Origin of the sequence: Micromonospora sp. NPDC049051 (assembly GCF_043197575.1) — a bacterium.
Lineage (GTDB): Bacteria > Actinomycetota > Actinomycetes > Mycobacteriales > Micromonosporaceae > Micromonospora.
In genome coordinates, this window is record NZ_JBICTL010000002.1 from 903,828 (window position 1) to 921,946 (window position 18,119).

Annotated in this window: 9 protein-coding genes and 1 pseudogene; 1 reads left to right on the forward strand and 9 read right to left on the reverse strand. The window is 71.5% G+C overall.

What is annotated here, in order from left to right; translation table 11 throughout:
* Nucleotides 1-3: 3 nt before the first annotated feature.
* The gene (locus tag ACGFIR_RS11285) at nt 4-1,068 is read left to right on the forward strand and encodes an NADH:flavin oxidoreductase/NADH oxidase (RefSeq protein WP_393144540.1); all 1,065 of its coding nucleotides are present in this window, start codon (nt 4-6) and stop codon (nt 1,066-1,068) included.
* Nucleotides 1,069-1,081: 13 nt separating this feature from the next.
* On the opposite strand, the gene ACGFIR_RS11290 is transcribed toward ACGFIR_RS11285, so the two are convergent.
* The 9 genes and pseudogenes from ACGFIR_RS11290 to ACGFIR_RS11330 all read right to left on the reverse strand — a co-directional run bounded on the left by ACGFIR_RS11290 (nt 1,082) and on the right by ACGFIR_RS11330 (nt 18,006).
* Nucleotides 1,082-2,500: an ATP-binding cassette domain-containing protein gene (locus ACGFIR_RS11290; protein ID WP_393144752.1), complete on the reverse strand. Its 1,419-nt coding sequence runs from the start codon at nt 2,498-2,500 to the stop codon at nt 1,082-1,084.
* 768 nt (nt 2,501-3,268) lie between these two features.
* Nucleotides 3,269-4,669: pseudogene (locus ACGFIR_RS11295) on the reverse strand (ATP-binding cassette domain-containing protein); the annotation flags it as partial.
* A 222-nt stretch (nt 4,670-4,891) separates the two neighbouring features.
* Complete coding sequence (locus ACGFIR_RS11300) at nt 4,892-5,731, reverse strand: GNAT family N-acetyltransferase (protein WP_393004321.1); 840 nt, start codon at nt 5,729-5,731, stop codon at nt 4,892-4,894.
* Between the two features lie 137 nt (nt 5,732-5,868).
* Nucleotides 5,869-7,041, reverse strand: a complete 1,173-nt coding sequence (gene ispG / locus ACGFIR_RS11305; protein WP_393004323.1) for a flavodoxin-dependent (E)-4-hydroxy-3-methylbut-2-enyl-diphosphate synthase — start codon at nt 7,039-7,041, stop codon at nt 5,869-5,871.
* A gap of 9 nt (nt 7,042-7,050) precedes the next feature.
* Entirely contained in the window at nt 7,051-8,301 is a 1,251-nt protein-coding gene (locus ACGFIR_RS11310; protein WP_393004325.1) for a M50 family metallopeptidase, read from the reverse strand.
* Nucleotides 8,301-9,515 carry a 1-deoxy-D-xylulose-5-phosphate reductoisomerase gene (gene dxr, locus ACGFIR_RS11315; protein WP_393004327.1) on the reverse strand — a complete coding sequence of 405 codons (1,215 nt, stop codon included), beginning with the start codon at nt 9,513-9,515 and terminating at the stop codon, nt 8,301-8,303. The genes ACGFIR_RS11310 and dxr overlap by 1 nt, the downstream gene beginning before the upstream one ends.
* 43 nt (nt 9,516-9,558) lie before the next feature.
* Nucleotides 9,559-10,245, reverse strand: coding sequence for a Uma2 family endonuclease (locus ACGFIR_RS11320; RefSeq protein WP_393144542.1), 687 nt, complete (start codon nt 10,243-10,245; stop codon nt 9,559-9,561).
* Between the two features lie 766 nt (nt 10,246-11,011).
* Nucleotides 11,012-11,569, reverse strand: a complete 558-nt coding sequence (locus ACGFIR_RS11325) for an Imm1 family immunity protein (protein ID WP_393144544.1) — start codon at nt 11,567-11,569, stop codon at nt 11,012-11,014.
* Between the two features lie 17 nt (nt 11,570-11,586).
* Complete coding sequence (locus ACGFIR_RS11330) at nt 11,587-18,006, reverse strand: polymorphic toxin-type HINT domain-containing protein (RefSeq protein ID WP_393144546.1); 6,420 nt, start codon at nt 18,004-18,006, stop codon at nt 11,587-11,589.
* Nucleotides 18,007-18,119 lie beyond the last annotated feature (113 nt).

The window sequence follows — 18,119 nt, forward strand, 5'->3', positions numbered from 1 at the left end:
CACATGAGTGTCCTGTTCACCCCGCTGACTCTGCGCGGCGTGACCCTGCCCAACCGGATCGCCCTGGCGCCGATGTGCCAGTACACGGCCGGTCCGGACGGCCTGCCCACCGACTGGCACCTGGTGCACCTCGGCGCCCGGGCGGTCGGCGGCGTCGGCCTGGTGATGACCGAGGCCACCGCCGTACTGCCCGAGGGACGGATCAGCCCGCAGGACACCGGGCTCTGGTCAGGCGCGCACGTCGACGCCTGGCGGCCGGTGACCGCGTTCGTCGCCGCGCACGGCGCGACGCCGGTCGTGCAGCTCGCGCACGCCGGGTTCAAGGCGTCGACGTACCGGCCGTGGGCGCCCCGGCGCGGCGGGGTGCCCGACGCCGAGGGCGGCTGGACGCCGGTCGGCCCGGGCTCCGCGCCGTTCGTCGCCGACTACCGGGTGCCGACCGCGCTGGACGAGGCGGGCATCGCGGGCGTCGTCGAGGCGTTCGCGGCGGCGGCCGAGCGGGCGGTCGACGCCGGCTTCGCCGCCGTGGAGATCCACGCCGCGCACGGCTACCTGCTGCACGAGTTCCTCTCCCCGCTCACCAACCACCGCGACGACGGCTGGGGCGGGGACCGCTCCGGCCGGATGCGGCTGACCCTGGCGGTGGCACGGGCGGTCCGCGCGGCGGTCGGCGAGCACGTGCCCGTGCTGACCCGCATCTCGGCCACCGACTGGGATCCGGCGGGCTGGACGGCCGACGACAGCGTGGTGCTCGCCGGCGAGCTGGCCGCCGCCGGGGTGGACCTGGTCGACTGCTCCTCGGGCGGCGCGTCGCCCACCGCGACCATCCCGGTCGGCCCGGGCTACCAGGTGCCGCTGGCCGCCCGGGTGCGCCGGGAGGCGGGCGTGGCGACCGGCGCGGTCGGCCTGATCGTCGAGCCCGAGCAGGCCGAGGAGATCGTCGCGTCCGGTGACGCCGACCTGGTCCTGCTCGGGCGGGAACTGCTACGCGACCCGTACTGGCCGCACCGGGCCGCCGCCAAGCTCCGCGCCACCCCCACCTGGCCGGCCCAGTACGCCCGCGCCTGACCCTCGGGACGGGTCAGCCGGCCAGGTGGGACCAGTGTGGTTCGAGGTCGCGCCACGGTCCCTGGGCGGCCACCGTGCCGGAGGACAGCACCACGACGTGGTCGGCCCGGACCAGGGCGGCCCGCTTCGAGGTCGAGCCCACCACCGTCACCCCGTGCTCGCGCAGCGCCTCCCACAACGCCAGCTCGGTGGTGACGTCCAGCGCCGAGGAGACGTCGTCGGCCACCAGCAGCTCGGTACGCGGGGCGAGCGCCCGGGCCAGCGCCAGGCGCTGCAACTGCCCGCCCGACAGGCGGGTGCCCTTGTGCCCGATCAGCAGCCCGAGCCCGCCGCCGGCCGCCGCCAGGTCGTGGTCCAGCTGGGCGGTGGACACCGCCGCCGCGGCGTCCACCTGGTGGCCGAGGGTGATGTTGTCCGCCACCGTGCCGGAGAGCACCCGTGGCAGCTGGCCGACGTAACCCACCTGGTGGGGGCGCAGGAACAGCTCCGGCTCGGTGACAGGGTCGCCGTTCCAGGTCAGCCGGCCGGTGTGCGGGGCGATGCCGGCCAGCGCCCGCAGCAGCGACGACTTGCCCGAGCCGACCGGCCCCACGACCAGCACCAGCTGGCCGCGTTCCACCGTCAGGTCGACGTCGCGTACGGCCACCGTCCCGTCGGTGTGCCGGACGCCGAAGCCGGTCAGCTCCAGGCGGCGCAGCGGGTGCCGGGTCGGCACGACGGGTGCCGGGGCGGTCCCGGCGCCGAGGTCCACCTCCGGCACCGGCGCCGAGTACGCCTCCACGCCGGCCATGGCCACCGTGCGTCCGGTCCACACCCGCGCCGACGGGACCTGTGAGATCAGCGACGCCGTCGTCCAGGCGAACCACCGGGCGGCGGCCAGGGTGGCCACCGCGACCAGCGTGGCGCCGGCCGACAGCTGCCCGGCCAGGAAGAGCGCCCACGCGCCGATCGGCAGCAGGCCGCTGACCAGCGACGGGGTCGACCGGGACCAGACCTGCACCGAGATCTCCCGGCGTTGCCGGTCGCTGCGCACCACGTCGAGGTCGGCCAGGTGACGCAGCACCGGGCGGGTGGCCCCGGCGAGTTTGACCGTACGGGCGGCCGACAGCGAGGAGACCAGGGCGGTGGCGAACGCGGCCCGTGCCGCGACGGTGGCCCGGGCGCACCGTTCCAGGTGGGGGCCGAACAGCATCGCGGCCAGCCCGGAGACCAGCATCGTGCCTGCGAAGAACAGCCCCGGAACCACGCTGCCGGTGACGGCGGTCATCGTGACCAGGAGCAGCAGCGAGATCCCCTGGTCCATCAGGTTGTCGGCGAGCTGCACCACGCGTTCGGTGTCGCCGCCCTGGGCCACCACCTCCGCCGGCGTGTGCCGGCTGACCCGGCGGGGCCCCGTCTGGCCGTGCACCAGGCGCAGGCTGATCCGCAGCATCTGCCGGACCCACCACCGCGGGAAACGCAGGCCGGTGATGTACGGCACCGGCAGGGTCACCAGCAGGCCGGCGACGATTCCCAGCGCCGGTTTCCACGGGTCGCCGGTGCCGTCGACCACGTCGGCCCAGAGCCAGGGCAGCACCGGCCCCTCCAGGCCGAGGAGCACGATCAGCAGGAACAGTGAGAGCGAGGCCAGCCCGTACCGGGCGTCGTTCAGGCACAGCCGCAGGATCTCCCGCAGCCCGCGCAGCCCTCGGGGAGCCGGCTCCGGCGACGCCTGGGCACCGCCGTCCCTGCCCGCCACCGGGTCGACGGGTCCGGCCGACGGCGCGGTCGGGGGCGCGGCGGACGACACGGTCACCGGCGGCGCGGTCGGCGTCTCCACCGGCGGCGTGGCCGGCGGGAAAGCCTCGTGCGGGGCGGTGGACGGCCACGGGTCCGACGGGCCGGTCAGCAGGTCGACCCCGCCGGAGCCGCTCGGGAGCGCGTGGGCGTACGCGGTGGCGTGGCTGGTGGCGAGCAGTTCGGCGAAGCGTTCCGAGGCGTGCAGCGGCGCGGCCTCGACCACCGCGCCGTCGGCCAGCACCACCACCTCGTCGCAGCGGCGCACGGAGGAGAGGCGGTGCGCGATGACGATGCCGATCCGGTCACGCAGCAGCCGCTCGGTGGCCTGCTGCACCCGCGTCTCGGTCACCGGGTCGAGGCGGGCGGTGGCCTCGTCGAGGATCACCACGTGCGGGTCGCGCACCAGGATCCGGGCGAAGGCGACCAGCTGCTCCTGGCCCGCCGAGAGCACGTGCCCGCCGTCGCCCAGCCGGGTGTCCAGGCCGGCGGGCAGCTCGGCGATCCAGCCGTCCAGCCCCAGCTCACGCAGCGCCCGGGCGGCGGCGTCGAGCAGGTCCGGTTCGAACAGCGCGACGTTCTCGGCGAGGGTCCCGGCGAGGATCTCGGTACGCTGCGGCACCACGGCGATCCACCGGCGCAACGCCTCGACGTCGAGGTCGCACACGTCGTCGCCGGCCAGGAAGACCGTCCCGCGTGGCACGTCGACGGCCCGGGTGAGCACCTTCGCCAGGGTCGACTTACCGGAGCCGGTCCGGCCGACCAGCGCGTACGAGCGGCCCCGGGTGAAGGTCAGGTCGACGTCGCGCAGCACCGGCCCACGCTCGTCGTCGGCACCCGCGTAGCGGAAGGTGAGGTCCCGCACCACCAGGTCCCCCTCCGCCGGGGCGGCCCCGCCCCGGGGCTCCTGGGGCGAGTTCGCCAGCAGCAGCACGCGTCCCCACGCGCCGAGGGCGTACTGGAGTTCGGGGACCATCCGGCTGACGTGCTCGACGGTCATGCCGAAGCCGACGACGAGCAGCCAGATCGCGGTGAGGCGGGCGCTGTCGACCCGGCCGGTGACCAGCGCCCACGCACCGCCGAGCACCACGGCCGCGATCCCGGCCCGGATGGCGCCGGCGGCCACGGTGGTGACCTGGGCCGACATCCGCCACACCCGTACCCCCCGGCGCAGCACCTCGGCGGCCCGCCGGGCGTAGAGGCGCAGCACGTACGGCCGGGCCAGGCTGGTACGCACGTCGTCCTGGCCGTGGATGGCCTCCTCCATCACGGCGGCGAGGTCGGACCAGGCCTCCTCCTCGGCCATCCGGGCCGGGCCGATCCGCGCGGTGGGCTTGCGCAGGCCGGCCGCCAGCAGCACGGTGAGCAGCAGCATCCCGACGCCAGCCGGCCACCACAGCACCAGGGCGACGACGGTCGACAGCACGCCCGCGGTCAACCCCTGCGCGATCCGTACGCCCTGGTTGCGCACCGACGCGGCGACCTGGTAGACGTCGCCGTCGATGCGGTCGAGCAGCTCGCCGACGGGGGTGGTCTCCAGGGTCGGCAGATCCTGCCCGAGCGCGACCCGGCACAGCCGGCGCCGGACGTCGGCGGACCAGTCGGCGGTCAGCCCGGCCATCAGCAGGCTCACCGCCAGATCGGTGAGGACGGCCGCCACCAGCGCCACGACGAGCAACGCGAAGTACCCGGCGGCGCGGTGCACCAGGACGGGGCCGGCCAGCGCGGCGGCGGCGGCCTGACCGCCGGCGCCGAGCACGATCAGGCAGGTCACGATCGCCATTCGGCGGGGCGAGGTGGCCCACATGTCCCGGAGCAGACGCATGGCAAAGTCCCTTCGGGCAAATGGGGGCGGAGTATCCAGCCTGGTCGGTGGAGCCGACCGGCTCAACGCATTTACCGGCCGTTCACCTGGCCGGAGACCGGCGCGGGGGCCGCCCCGGCCGAGGCCGGTCCGGGCAGGGGCTGCGCCGGCCGAGGGCTGCGCCGGCCGAGGGGCCGCTCCGGGCGAGAGCCACGCCGGTGGCTCAGAAGAGCACCGGGTGGCTCAGAAGAGCACCGTGGCGAGCGTGCCGACGGGGCGGAACCCGCAGCGCTCGTAGACCCGGCGGGCGGGCAGGTTGAAGTCGTTGACGTACAGGCTGACGGTCGGGGCGACCTGAAGCAGCGCGTCGCGCACCACCGCCGCCATCGCGGCCGACGCGATGCCCCGGCCCCGCCAGGCGGGGGCCACCCAGACACCCTGCACCTGGGCGGTCCGGCGGGTCACCACCGCCAGCTCGGCCTTGAACACCACCTCACCGTCGACAAACCGGGCGTACGCCCGGCCGCTCCGGACCAGGTCGGCGACCCGCCGCCGGTAGCCGCGACCGCCGTCGTCGGCGAGCGGCGACACGCCGACCTCCTCCGTGTACATCGCCACCGCCGCCGGGAAGAGCCGGTCGACCTCGCTGGCGCGCACCCGCCGCACCTGCGGGTCCGCCCGCAGCGCCGGCAGCGCGTCGGTGGCCAGCAACGGCTGGTTGGGGCGTACGTCCCGGGCCGGCCCCCAGACGGCGGAGAGCCGGTCCCAGAGGCCGAGCACGGCGTCGGCCCGGCCCACGATCGACGAGCAGAACCGCTCCTCACCGGCGAGCAGGTCGGCGTACGCGGCGACGGCCGGCTCGGTGGCGAGCACCGGGGTGAGGTTGCCGCCCAGCCAGCAGATCGACTCCAGGTTGCGGCGGCTGCCGTAGCCCAGCACCCGCCCCTCGGCACGCCACCAGGCCAGGCCCCGCGCGGTGACCCGCTCGGCGACCTGCGCGCCCGCGAACGGGTCGAGGTCGAGCAGCCGCTCGACCGCGCGGCGCTCCGACTCCCCCAGTTGCCGTACCGGCACCGTCAGCACGGTTACCAGCCTGCCAGATCCGCCCGGTGCCGCGCGGGCCGTGTGACGAGTGGGACGACAGTCGCCCAACCCGTCGGACCCAGCGGCCGGGGTGCCCGTCGCCGTGGTGACGCGGGCACCCCGGCCGGCGCGACGGGTCAGTGCACGGTGACGGTGGCGCCGGGGAGCAGGCCGCGCAGTTCCTCGGGCAGTTCGGCGCCCATCTCGTCGGCGATGCGCAGCGCCTCCTCGATGAGGGTCTCGACGATCTGCGCCTCGGGGACGGTCTTGACGACCTTGCCCTTGACGAAGATCTGGCCCTTGCCGTTGCCGGAGGCCACCCCGAGGTCGGCCTCGCGGGCCTCGCCCGGGCCGTTCACGACACAGCCCATGACGGCGACCCGCAGCGGCACCGGCAGCCCTTCCAGGCCGGCGGTGACCTCCTCGGCGAGTTTGTAGACGTCGACCTGCGCCCGACCGCAGGACGGGCAGGAGACGATCTCCAGGCCACGCTCGCGCAGCCCGAGCGACTCCAGGATCTGGTTGCCGACCTTGATCTCCTCCACCGGCGGGGCCGACAGGGAGACCCGGATGGTGTCGCCGATCCCCTCGGCCAGCAGCGCGCCGAAGGCGACCGCCGACTTGATGGTGCCCTGGAAGGCCGGGCCCGCCTCGGTGACGCCCAGGTGCAGCGGGTAGTCGCACTTCTCGGCGAGCTGGCGGTACGCCCGGATCATCACCACCGGGTCGTTGTGCTTGACCGAGATCTTGATGTCGCGGAAGCCGTGCTCCTCGAACAACGAGCACTCCCACAGCGCCGACTCGACCAGCGCCTCGGCGGTGGCCTTGCCGTACTTGGCGAGCAGCCGCTTGTCCAGCGAGCCGGCGTTCACGCCGATCCGGATGGGCACGCCCGCGTCGCCGGCCGCCTTCGCGATCTCCTTGACCTTGTCGTCGAACTGGCGGATGTTGCCCGGGTTCACCCGGACCGCCGCGCAGCCGGCGTCGATCGCGGCGAAGACGTACTTCGGCTGGAAGTGGATGTCGGCGATCACCGGGATCTGCGACTTCTTCGCGATCGCCGGCAACGCCTCCACGTCGTCCTGGCTGGGCACGGCGACCCGGACGATCTGGCAGCCGGACGCGGTCAGCTCGGCGATCTGCTGGAGCGTGGCGTTGACGTCGGAGGTGAGGGTGGTGGTCATCGACTGCACCGACACCGGCGCACCCCCACCGACCGGCACCGGACCGACCATGATCTGGCGGCTGACCCGGCGCGGGGCGAGCGGCGGGGGCGGCACGGCGGGGATACCGAGACTGACAGCGGTCACTTCAGGCACTCACCTTGAGAAGAGCGTGATCGGGTTGACGACGTCCGCGGTGATGGTCAGCAGCGTGAACACGCCACCGATCAGGATCACCGCGTACGTGAGGGGCATGAGCTTGAGGTAGTCGACGCGCCCCGGGTCGGCGCGGCCGATGCGGGCGTAGAGCCAGGAGCGGGCCCGCTCGAACCAGGCGATGGCGATGTGCCCGCCGTCCAGCGGCAGCAGCGGCAGCAGGTTGAACACGCCGATGAAGAAGTTCAGCGAGACGAACAGCATGAAGAACAGCAGCCAGGCGTCGTTCTCGACGGCCTCGCCGCCGAGCCGGCTGGCGCCGACCACGCTGATCGGGGTGTCGATGTCCCGCTCCTCGCCGGTGATCGCCGCCCACAGGGCGGGGACCTTCTGCGGGATGCGCTTCATCGCCTCGTAGGTGTTGACCGCCATGTCGCCGGTGAAGTCGGCGGTCGCGCCGAACGCGCCGACCGGCCCGTACGTGATCCGGGTCGGGGTGCTGGGCACGAGGCCGACGCCGAGCGCGGCGACCGGGGCGACCTGGCCCTTCGGGTCGTCCAGCGGGGGCCGCTGGGTCTGCGCGAGCACCGTGCTGGTCGTCGCCGGCTGCCCGTCGCGGACGTACGCGATCTGCGCGGTGTCGCCCGGCTTGAGGCTGCGCAGGGTGGTGAGCAGTTGGCCGTAGTCGTTGATCTGCGTGCCGTTGATGGCGGTGATCCGGTCGCCGTCGCGCAGCTGCGCCTGGGCGGCCGGGCTGGCCGGGTCGGCGGTGGTGCACTCGCGCAGGGTGTTCTCCGGGACCACGCACTTCGACAGCTGGATGACCGCCGGTTCCTTGCGGATCTCCGCCTCGGTGGTCGGGAACTGCGGGTTCGGCAGGCCGGCGCTGACCGCGATGATCCAGAGGGCGATCAGGGCGAGGGCGAAGTGGGTGATCGAGCCCGCGGACATCACGATCGTCCGCTTCCACACCGGGTAGCGCCACATCGCGCGCGGCTCGTCGGCCGGGTCGACGTCGTCGTCCTGGGGGGTCATCCCGACGATCTTGCAGAAGCCGCCGAGCGGGATGCCCTTGATGCCGTACTCGGTCTCGCCCCGCTTGAAGGACCAGAGGGTGGGGCCGAAGCCGACGAAGTAGCGGGTGACCTTCATGCCGAAGGCCTTGGCGGTGAGCATGTGCCCCGCCTCGTGCAGGCTCACCGAGACGAGGATCGCGAGGGCGAAGAGCACCACCCCGAGCAGGTACGCCATCAAGCTCCTTCCACCGAACCCGCGATGATGATCTCCTGCGCGTGCGCGCGCGCCCACGACTCCGCCGCGAGCACGTCTTCGACCGTACCTGGTTCGTCGAAATCGGGAGCGTCCTCCAACACCCGCTCGAGGGTGTCGACGATGCCGAGGAAGGGCAGCCGGCCGGCCACGAACGCGGCCACGCACTCCTCGTTCGCCGCGTTGTAGATCGCCGGCCGGCAGCGCCCGGCCTCGCCGGCGGCCTTGGCCAGCGCGACGGCCGGGAACGCCTCGTCGTCCAGCGGCGCGAACTCCCAGGTGTGCGCCTTCGTCCAGTCGACGGCCGCGGCGGCGTCGGGCACCCGGTCGGGCCAGCCGAGGGCGACCGCGATCGGCAGCCGCATGTCCGGCGGGCTGGCCTGGGCGATGGTGGAGCCGTCGACGAACTCGACCATCGAGTGGATCACCGAGGTCGGGTGCACGGTCACCGTGATGTCGGCGTACGGCACGTCGAACAGCTCGTGCGCCTCGATCACCTCCAGCGCCTTGTTGACCATCGTGGCGGAGTTGATCGTGATGACCTGACCCATGTTCCAGGTCGGGTGGGCGAGCGCCTGCTCGGGCGTGACCTGCGTCAACTCGTCGCGGCGCCTGCCCCGGAACGGGCCGCCGCTGGCGGTGACGATCAGCCGCCGCACCTCGCCCCGGGCACCGGAGCGCAGGCACTGGGCGAGCGCGGTGTGCTCGGAGTCGACGGGGACGAGCTGCTCCGGTCGCGTCACGGCGGCCTTCACGAGCGAGCCGCCGGCCACGAGCGACTCCTTGTTGGCGAGCGCGAGCGTACGCCCGGCGCGCAGCGCGGCCAGGGTGGGCGCGAGCCCGAGCGAGCCGACCACCCCGTTGAGCACGACGTCGCACGGCCACTGCGCCAGCTCGGTCATCGCGTCGGGGCCGGCAACGATCTTGGGCAGCTTGAAGTCCCCGGTGGCCCAGCCGCGCCGGCTCGCCTCGGCGTAGAAGGCGAGCTGGAGGTCCTGCGCGGCGGACGCCTTCGCCACCCCGACCGCCTCGACCCGCAGTTCGAGGGCCTGGGCGGCGAGCAACTCGACGTTGCCGCCACCGGCGCCGAGCGCCACCACCCGGAACCGGTCCGGGTTACGCCGCACGATGTCGATGGCCTGTGTGCCGATCGAACCGGTGGAGCCGAGCAGAACAAGATCACGTGGGGATGTCACCGACCCATTCTTCCCCACCATCCCTGTGCCCCCGCTGGGAGCCTCAGCCCTCCGCGCCGGCCTGCCCCTCCGGCGCTTCCTTCTCCTCCTCGGGTGCTTCCTCGTCGAGGAGGTCGGCCGGGTCGACGGAGAACGCGAACGGCTCGATCATGGTGAAGGTGCTGCCGGCCGCCGCCGCGCTCAGCGGTCGGTACTCCCCCTCAGCCAGCTCGAACAGGGTCATGGTCGGCACCCGGTTGCGCAGGTCGACCCGGAGGAAGAAGGGGACACCGGCGGCGGCGTACTCACGCGGCCGGTCGATCACGTCCTTACGCCGATTTCCTGGTGACACGATCTCGCCCAGCAGGACGGCCTGACCGATGTCGACGGCCGGTCGCCCACCGCCCGAGGACCGGAGCACGGCGACGTCGGGGATGAAGAGGTCCTCGCCGGAGACCACGTTGATTTCGGGGTACACCCACAGGCCTGCCCGACGGGCGGCACGGTGCAGAAGGTAGGGCAGTTCACGTTCGACCGACTGGTGGTCGATTCCGGCGTGTGGGGTCACGATCACGCTTCCGCTCAGGACCTCAACCTTGGGGCCGTTGGTCTCCGGCAACAGGTCGAGGGCGAGCTGAGCGGTCCATGGCTCGTCGCGCCACCGCAGCACGTCGAACGACGGCCCGGTGGGCTGCGGCGCGGGGTCGGGTTGCTGCGGCGCCGGCTCGGGAGCGAAAGCTGCCTGGGCCATCCGGGCTCACCCCCTCAGCGGACATTCTGCTCAGGTCAGCCTAGCCGCCGCAGCCCCCGACGCACGCCATCGCACAACCAGTGCGGCACCCGCCCGGCGAGCACAGGTGTCGCCCCCGAGTGCGCGGCGGAGGTCCTTCATCAGCAGCAACAGGCGCATCGGGTCGGTGGGGTTGGCCTCGAACTTGGCCAGCCGCTGGTAGAAATCGCGGGCGGCTTCGGTCTCGCCTGTGATCAGGACACCATGTGCGCTACCCAGCCGTTTTAAGGTACATGGCGTCCTGATCACGAGTGATTGGTCCGGCGTTCGGTAAAAGGCGCCAGCGAACCAGCTCACAATTCGGACGAGGCGTCACGCAGCGGCATCCGTACGCTGGCCGGTGGCCCGTGATCAATGACCGGTTGACGCTGGCCCGGGCGGAACGCGGCCCGAAGCCCGGCAGAACGTCAACCTAACTTCAGTGCCCACAAAGGTGCCGCTGGCCCCATGCCGATGCCCGGCCGAGGCATGCGTGCGGCGGCACCGAGACGCACCTGGTCGGACACCGCCTCGCCGAGGTACTGCTGACGGATTGGCCTTCGGCACCCCCGTGAGACGCAGGGCGCCGAAGGACCTCTTAAGGGGCCGCGGCCGTGCGGCACATTCTGGGCAGTCCAGGCTGACCGCCGCACCACGTCGCACACCGACCTGTGATGTAGCGCCTTGACAAGCCCCACAATCCGTTCGTCCCACTTCGCTGTCCGCAAATAATCCTGACGTAAATCAGCTACCCCAGGCTAGCCCAGTCAATGTCCGGATCCTCGACGACCTCAACCATGGACGGCCGGTCGAGGCGCTGCCCGTTCATGTGACCGGCGACCCAGTCGACACACTCGGGACGGCCCCCCGAGCGCCCATGACAGAACTCCTCCACCGCAGCCTGCACTTGGGGGACTGGAAGGGCGCTTGCCGGGTCGTGAAAGAGCGGATACCCGGGGTCCGACACGACACGTGGGTCGAAATCGAGAGGGTCAGGGTTGTCAGACACCCAAACGGAATCATAAAACCCTCCCCTACTTGGGAATCCCTCGTCAACGAACCACACCAAGGCACCGTATCCGTAGCGCTGATTGACCGCGACACGCAGGTTGCTTCCTGCCACCGAGACGCTGTCGGCACACCGCCGGTCAGCGAGGCAGAACCATGCGTCTTCGCCGGGAAAATAGCTGCCTGCAATCTGCTCTTCTGCTTGCAACCCCTCCATGACTTCGACGATAAGCCGCGACGTCTCGTCGAAACTCACAGCATATCTCCACTCACCCCTGAAGAACACGCTCAGCAACACAGCCCCTCACTTCTTGTTCACTCAACTAGCGCACGCCCATGAAGCGCGACATTCTGCAAAGCGCCTGCCGCATCTCTGAACCAAACCGTCATGGTCGAGCCCCGGGGAAGAATCGCCGCAACCGCTGACGAGCATGAGAACTTCCCTACACACGGTCCACCTGAGTGGTTGATCACAACGTCTATCGACCTCACGCCTGCCTGCCGCATGCGCCAAGCAAGCTTCGTCTCCACGTGAGTGATTGAGGCATGAGGACCACTGGCCGGGTTCGCTATGTCTGGTGAATCCATGAGGAAATCATTGATATCGTCCGAAGAGGCCGAGTGGCCACTCTTGAACGGAGCTCCAACTCTGGAGGCACCCGAGTCCGAGACCTTCACAACCTGTCCGACCGTTGGGTCACCTTTCGCACGCGAAGGAAGCCCGTCAGCGATACTGCCGACATCGCAGTTGTGCACGAGGACCGACGTGCCGCCAGTTACGACATAGTACGTGTGGATGTCGTCGACGGTGAGGTCGTACGTGACGTGTTCGGCGTGGTATTTCCGGACCGCCCCGACCTGCACGTACGTGCCGGCAGAGGTCCGCAGCAGCTCGCCCGGCTTCAGGTCACCGGCGTCGACCCAACTCTCCCGCGTGACGGACCAGAACTTGTGGTGGTCCGTCGTGGTGAGCGTGTCGTCCCCGTCGGTCCCCTCGACCGTGACGTCGACGTACTCCTTGTCGCTGTCGGTACGGATCGTGTGCGTGACCTGGCGGGCCTCGGTGCGGCCTGACTCCGGGTCGGTGGCGAGCACGGTGTCACCCGGTTCAACCTGTTCGATCGCCTTGCGCGTGCCGTCGGCGAGCAGGACGAGGGTGCCGGCGACGAAGCTGTTCTTGCCGGAGCAGCCGCCACTGTCCTTCTTGGTCTTGGCTTTCGCCTTTGCCGCCAGCGCCTTGGCCCGCGCCGCCGCAGCCGCCGCAGCCCGCCTGGCCGCCGCCTCCGCGGCCGCCTTCGCCGCGGCGGCCTTCTGGGCCGCTTCCCTGGCCGCCGCCGCTGCCGCCGCCTTCGCCGCCTCGGCGGCCCGTTCGGCGTTGCGCAGGATGGCCCTGGCCCAGTCGAGTTCCTTGAGGAAGGTGACGACCGCCTTGCCGGCCCGGAAGATCGACTCGGCGATCTTCTTCGCCTTGAAGATCTTGCCCCAGGGCAGCGCCCCGATGACCATCGAGACGCAGGCGCCCAGGTCGCCCTTGAGGCAGTTGATGATGTCGTTGATCCCGAGGAACTCCATCAGGATCTGGCCGCCGGCCTCCAGCACCACGTCCAGCAGGCTCTTGCTCTGGATCTGCTGGGCCCTGGCGACGTCCTCCGGGTTCGACTGCGGGGCTCCCGTCGCCGCTGCCGGCTCCGGGGTCGCCCCGGTCGGATCGGTGTACGACGTCGGGTTGTTGTCGGCGTACGTGTACGGCGAGGTCGCCGCCCCGCCCATCGGCATCGGATCGGTGCTGGTGAACCGGCCCGTGCCCGGGTTGTAGTTACGGGCCCGCAGGTAGTAGTTGCCGCTGCCGGTGGTGGAGTCCTGGTACGCCCCGCCGTACTGCAACGGGTTCTCCGGCGCGCCGGCCTGACCCTCCGCCCCGCCGCCGCCCAGCGTCGGCCCGACGCGCGGGTTGCCGAACGGGTCGTAGTCGTAGCCGACCTGCGGCGTGCCGGTCGGGGTGAGCATGTTCGCGACCCCGCCGAGCCAGTCGTGGGTGTACGCGTGCGCCCCGCTCGCCGGGTCCAGCAGCGCCAGCGGCTCGTCGTCCGGGCCGTACGTGAAGCCGCGCTTCTCGGCGGTCTGCCCGTTGGCGTCGGTCACGGTGTCGACGGCGATCTGGGGCAGGGTGCCAGAGACGTCCCAGGACCAGCGCTGGGTGGCCTGTTCCGGCTTGCCCGGGTCGGTGGTGGCGGTCAGCCGCAGCCCGTCGGCGCCGTAGCCGAAGACCGCCTCCCGGCCGGCGACCTTCGCCTTGGCCAGGGTGTTGTCGAGGTGGTACTCGAAGCGGTCGGTGCCGGCCCGCGTCTGGTTGCCGTTGACGTCGTAGCCGTACTCCTTGGTGGTGACGTGCCGGGGCTCGAACAGGATCTCCTTGGTGAGCTGGTTGGCGTCGTCGTAGTGGTAGGTGGTGGTGTCGTTGCCGGCGCTGCCGCTGCGCTTCTGGCTGAGCCGGTTGCCCATCAGGTCGTAGCGGTAGTCGATCCGCCCGGTCGGCTTGCTCCTGTCATCACAGGAGGTGGCCGCGTAGCAGGCCGAGGTGAGCCGGTCGGCCTTGTCGTAGGCGTACGCGACGGACTCCGAGGTGCCGCCCCGGGTGGTGACGACCCGGGTCGGGTTGCCGACGGCGTCGAGTTCGAGTTGGAACGCCGACACCGGGTCCTGCGGCACCGGGACCGGGGTGACCGGGGCGGAGGGTTCCGACGCCTTCCCGGCGCCGTCCCTGTCGTGGGCGGCGACGGTGAAGGTGTACGCCGTGCCGGCGTCCAGCCCGTTCACCACCGCGCTCGTGGCGTTCGCGCCGACGGTGGTGGTCCTGCCGCCCGGCGAGGCGGTCACCGTGTAGCCGGCGACGTCGTTGTCCCGCGGCGGCTTCCAGGAGACGACCGCCAGGCCCGCGCCCGGCTGGGCGGTCACCGCGGTCGGCGCGTCGGGGCGGTCACCGAGGGCGAGCAGCCCGCCGTCCGGCAGCTTGGCCTGTTGCGCCTCGGGCGCCCGTTCGGTGCCGATGGCGGTCAGCCGGCCGGCGTCGTCGTACGTGCGCCGCTCGATCAGCCCGGTCGCGGCCGGTAGCCGGGTGACCTCCCGCCGGCCCGCCACGTCGTAGTCGAATCCCCAGGTCGCCGGGGTCGCCCCGACGGATCCACCCGAGGCGGTCAGCGTCTTCATCTGGCTGTCCGCGTCGTACGTCGCGGAGACCCTCGTGCCGTCCGGGTACTCGCGCAGCGTGATGTTGCCGCGCGCGTCGTACTCGTAACGGAACTTCTCCTCCAGGTCGGCCTCGACGCGGGTGACGGACTGGATCTGGTCCTCGTCGTCGTAGGCGACCGTGCGGTGACCGGTCGGGTCGACGTACGCGGTGGTCCGGTCCTTGGCGTCGTACCGCCAGGAGTAGCGCGGCCCCTCGCTGCCGAGGGTGCGGGTGTCGCGGCGGTTGACGATGTCGTACGTGTCGACGATGGTGCGCCTGGCCCGCTCCTCGGAGGTGAGCCGCTCGTGCTCCCGGCGGGTCAGGCTGGAGACGCGGTTGCCCTCGACGTCGTAGCCGTACTCGGTGACCCGGCCCAGCGGGTCGGTCTCCCTGGTCAGCCGGCCGCCGTCGTCGTACGACATCCAGGTGCGGTTGCCGTTCGGGTCGCGTACGGAGGCCACCAGGCCGTCGTCGAAGTAGTCGTAGACGGTGGTGTACCGGGTCGGGTCGAACAGGTCGCGTGGGGCGTCCGGGGTGCGCACGGTGCGCGGCAGGTTGTCGTCCCGGTAGGTGTAGTGCGTGGTGCGGTTCTTGGCGTCGGTGACCGAGGTCAGCCGGTTGTTGGCGTCGTAGCGGTACGTCGTGGTGTGGTCGAGCGGGTCGACGACCTTGGACGGGTTGCCGGCCAGGTCGTACTCGTGGTGGGTGGTGAAGCGCTCCCCGTCGGCGCCCGGGAGGTTGCCCCGGGGCTCGGTGGAGCTGGCCAGCATGCCGTCGTCGTCGTAGACGAAGGTGCTGATGCCGCCGGTCGCCCGCTTCGTCTTGACCTTGTTGCCCGCCTCGTCGTACTCGTACTCGACGACGCCCTGCTGCGGGTCCTTGATGCGGGTCTGCTGGCCGTTGTCGTCGTACCCCATCTCGGTGCGGCGTCGCAGGTTGTCCTGGGTGGCGGTGACGTTGCCGACGTTGTCCCGCTCGAACGTCGACTGCTTGTTGTGCTCGTCCGTCTTGGACGTGGTCCGGTCCAGTTCGTCCACGCCGATGTCGCGCTTGACGGTGATGCCACCCGGATAGGGGCGTTCCATCCGCAGCGGGTTGTCGTTGGCGTCGTAGAAGTAGGTGGTGGTGAAGTCGGCCGCGTTCGCGCCGGGCAGGTTGCCGCGCGGCGAGGTGACCTTGTGCAGCAGGCCCTTGGCGTTGTAGCGGTAGGTCGTCACCGGGTCCGGCTGGTCGTCCAGCTCCAGCCGGGCCGAGGCGCGCCGCCCCGCGTCCGTGTACGTGTAGGACATCGTCCGGCGCGGATCCTTGACGACCTTGAGCAGGCCGTTGTCGAGGTACCGGTACTCGGTACGGGCGCCCATCGGCGTCGTCTGGGACCGCGTGCGGCCCACGTCGTCGTAGCTGGTCCGCCACGGGTGGGCCTTGCCCGGCTCGTGCACCTCCGTGGTGCGGTCCTGGGCGTCGAACTCGTAGCGGGTCGTGTAGTCGCCACGGTCGGCCTTCGGCACGGTGCCGCGCGGGTCGGTCACCGCGATCTGCCGGCCGACCCGGTCGTACGCGAACTCGACCCGGCGGCCCATCGGCGAGACGACCGCCTTCGGCAGGCCGCTGTTCGGGTGGCCGACCGGCAGGTACTCGTACCGGGTCACCTTCTTGCGCTGGTCGGTCCGGGCGACGAGCAGGCCGCGCTCGTCGTAGGCGTAGGTGATGGTGTTCTTCTTCGCGTCGGTGCTCTTGACCAGCTCGTCGAACTCGTTGTATTCGTCCTCCCAGACCTTGCCGTTGCCGTCGGTGTGCCTGGTCGGGTTGTTCCGGGCGTCGTAGGTGGTCTTCTCGTCGAAGTTCAGTGACTGCGGCGCCTTCCGGCGCGTCCGGTTGCCCCGGTCGTCGAACTCGGACTCGTGCTGGCTGTGCTTGCCGTTGACCACGAGACCGCGGTTGAGCGCGCCGTCGTAGCGGTGGTGCTCCGAGTCGCCGTTGCCGCGCTGGGTGTAGACCAGCACGTTGCCCCGGTAGCCGTCGTAGATCCGCACCCCGTCGGCGTCGGTGGTCAGCGACTCCTGCCGGTCGGCCCGCCACTCGAACGTGGTCGCCTTGCCCAGCGCGTCGAACTGCCGCACCACCCGGTCGCCCTCGTCGTACTCGGTGCGGACCTCGACGACCTTGTCCGGGTTGGTGACGGTCGTGAGCAGGCCGTCCGGGTCGTACCCGTACTTCCAGAGCTTGCCGCGCGCGTCCAGGTGCGCGGTGAGCAGCGTGCCGGTGTAGAAGAACTTGACCCTGCGGTGGTCGGGCAGGCTGATCTCGCGGATCAGGCCGCCCTCGACCGCCGCCTTCGCCACCCGCCCCGAGGCGTCCGTGATCGTGATGCCGGATTCGGTGTACGCCAACCGCACGCCCATGCCGCGCGGGTTGAGGATCGAGACCAGCCGCCCCTGCGCGTCGAAGGTGTGGGCGATGTTCCGGGGGGTGGTCAGCTCCCAGCCGTCCCCGGCCCTGCGCAGGTTCGACCGCACCCCCGGCGGCCGGCGGTAGCTCTCCCCCTCCAGCCGGTACGTCGCCTCGGCGCCGTCCTCGGCCCGGACGATCGCGCCGCCCTCGGTCGCGGTCACCGTCATGCCGTACGACCAGGCCCAGCCGCCGCCGAGCGGGCCGACCCCGTTGGCGGACGAGTAGGTGCGGGAGGAGTTGAACGGCACCCCGAACGACGCCATCGCCAGGTCCTGCTCGACCTGGACGAAGGACCCGATGGCGGTGTTGACGCCGTTGGCCCGGATCGCCTGGCCGGCGCTGGTCAGCGCGAGCGCGTTGCCGCAACCGCAGCCGGCCGCCTGACCACGCGGGATCGCCGGCGGCTCGATGGTGGCCCGGGGCTGTGCCTCGGAACGCTCCGAGATGACCTCGCGGCCCTCGTCCAGGATCGCCGTGATGGTGACCTCGTAGGTCCGGCCCGCGTCGAGCACCCAGCCCTGGTCCTTGCCGAACGACCGGCAGTAGTCGCGCTGGCCGGAACAGGCCGACCCGGCGATCTCGTCCCGGGTGAGCGTGGTCGACGCCTGCTCGGTCTGCGACTGCTTGTCGTACGCGGTGACCCGCCAGGTCGACCAGGCGGGGGCGTCGGCGTCGACGTTGAAGTACAGGCTCAGCGAGGTGTCCCCGAGCAGGAAGCCGGGCCGCAGCAGCACGTCGGTGAAGACCCGGTCCTCGGCCGCCACCCGAGCACTGGTGCGCCGGTCCCAGTCGGCCCGGGCCAGTGCCCGCGGCGTGCCGTCGGCGCGCACCTCCGGGGGTACCACGGGTGGACGCTTGTCCGGTGGAAAGGCGGTGTCGGGGCGTACGCCCTTCGGCATCGGCCGGTCGACCGGCCCCTGCCCGGGCGCGGGTGCCGGGATCTGCGCCGCCCGCGCCCAACTTCTCTCGGCTGGCGGCGCCAGCGTGACGATCAGGATCAGCATGCAGAAGCCGGCCAACCAACGGCTACGGCTCAGCACAGTACGACTGGACAAGGTGGGATCCTCCCCCGTGGACGGATATGCCTGTCGTTTCCGGTTGATCCGTAGCCGAGAATAGACGCTTCTCTATAAGTTGCCTTGGTCGGCTTTATGACAGAAACCCGCTT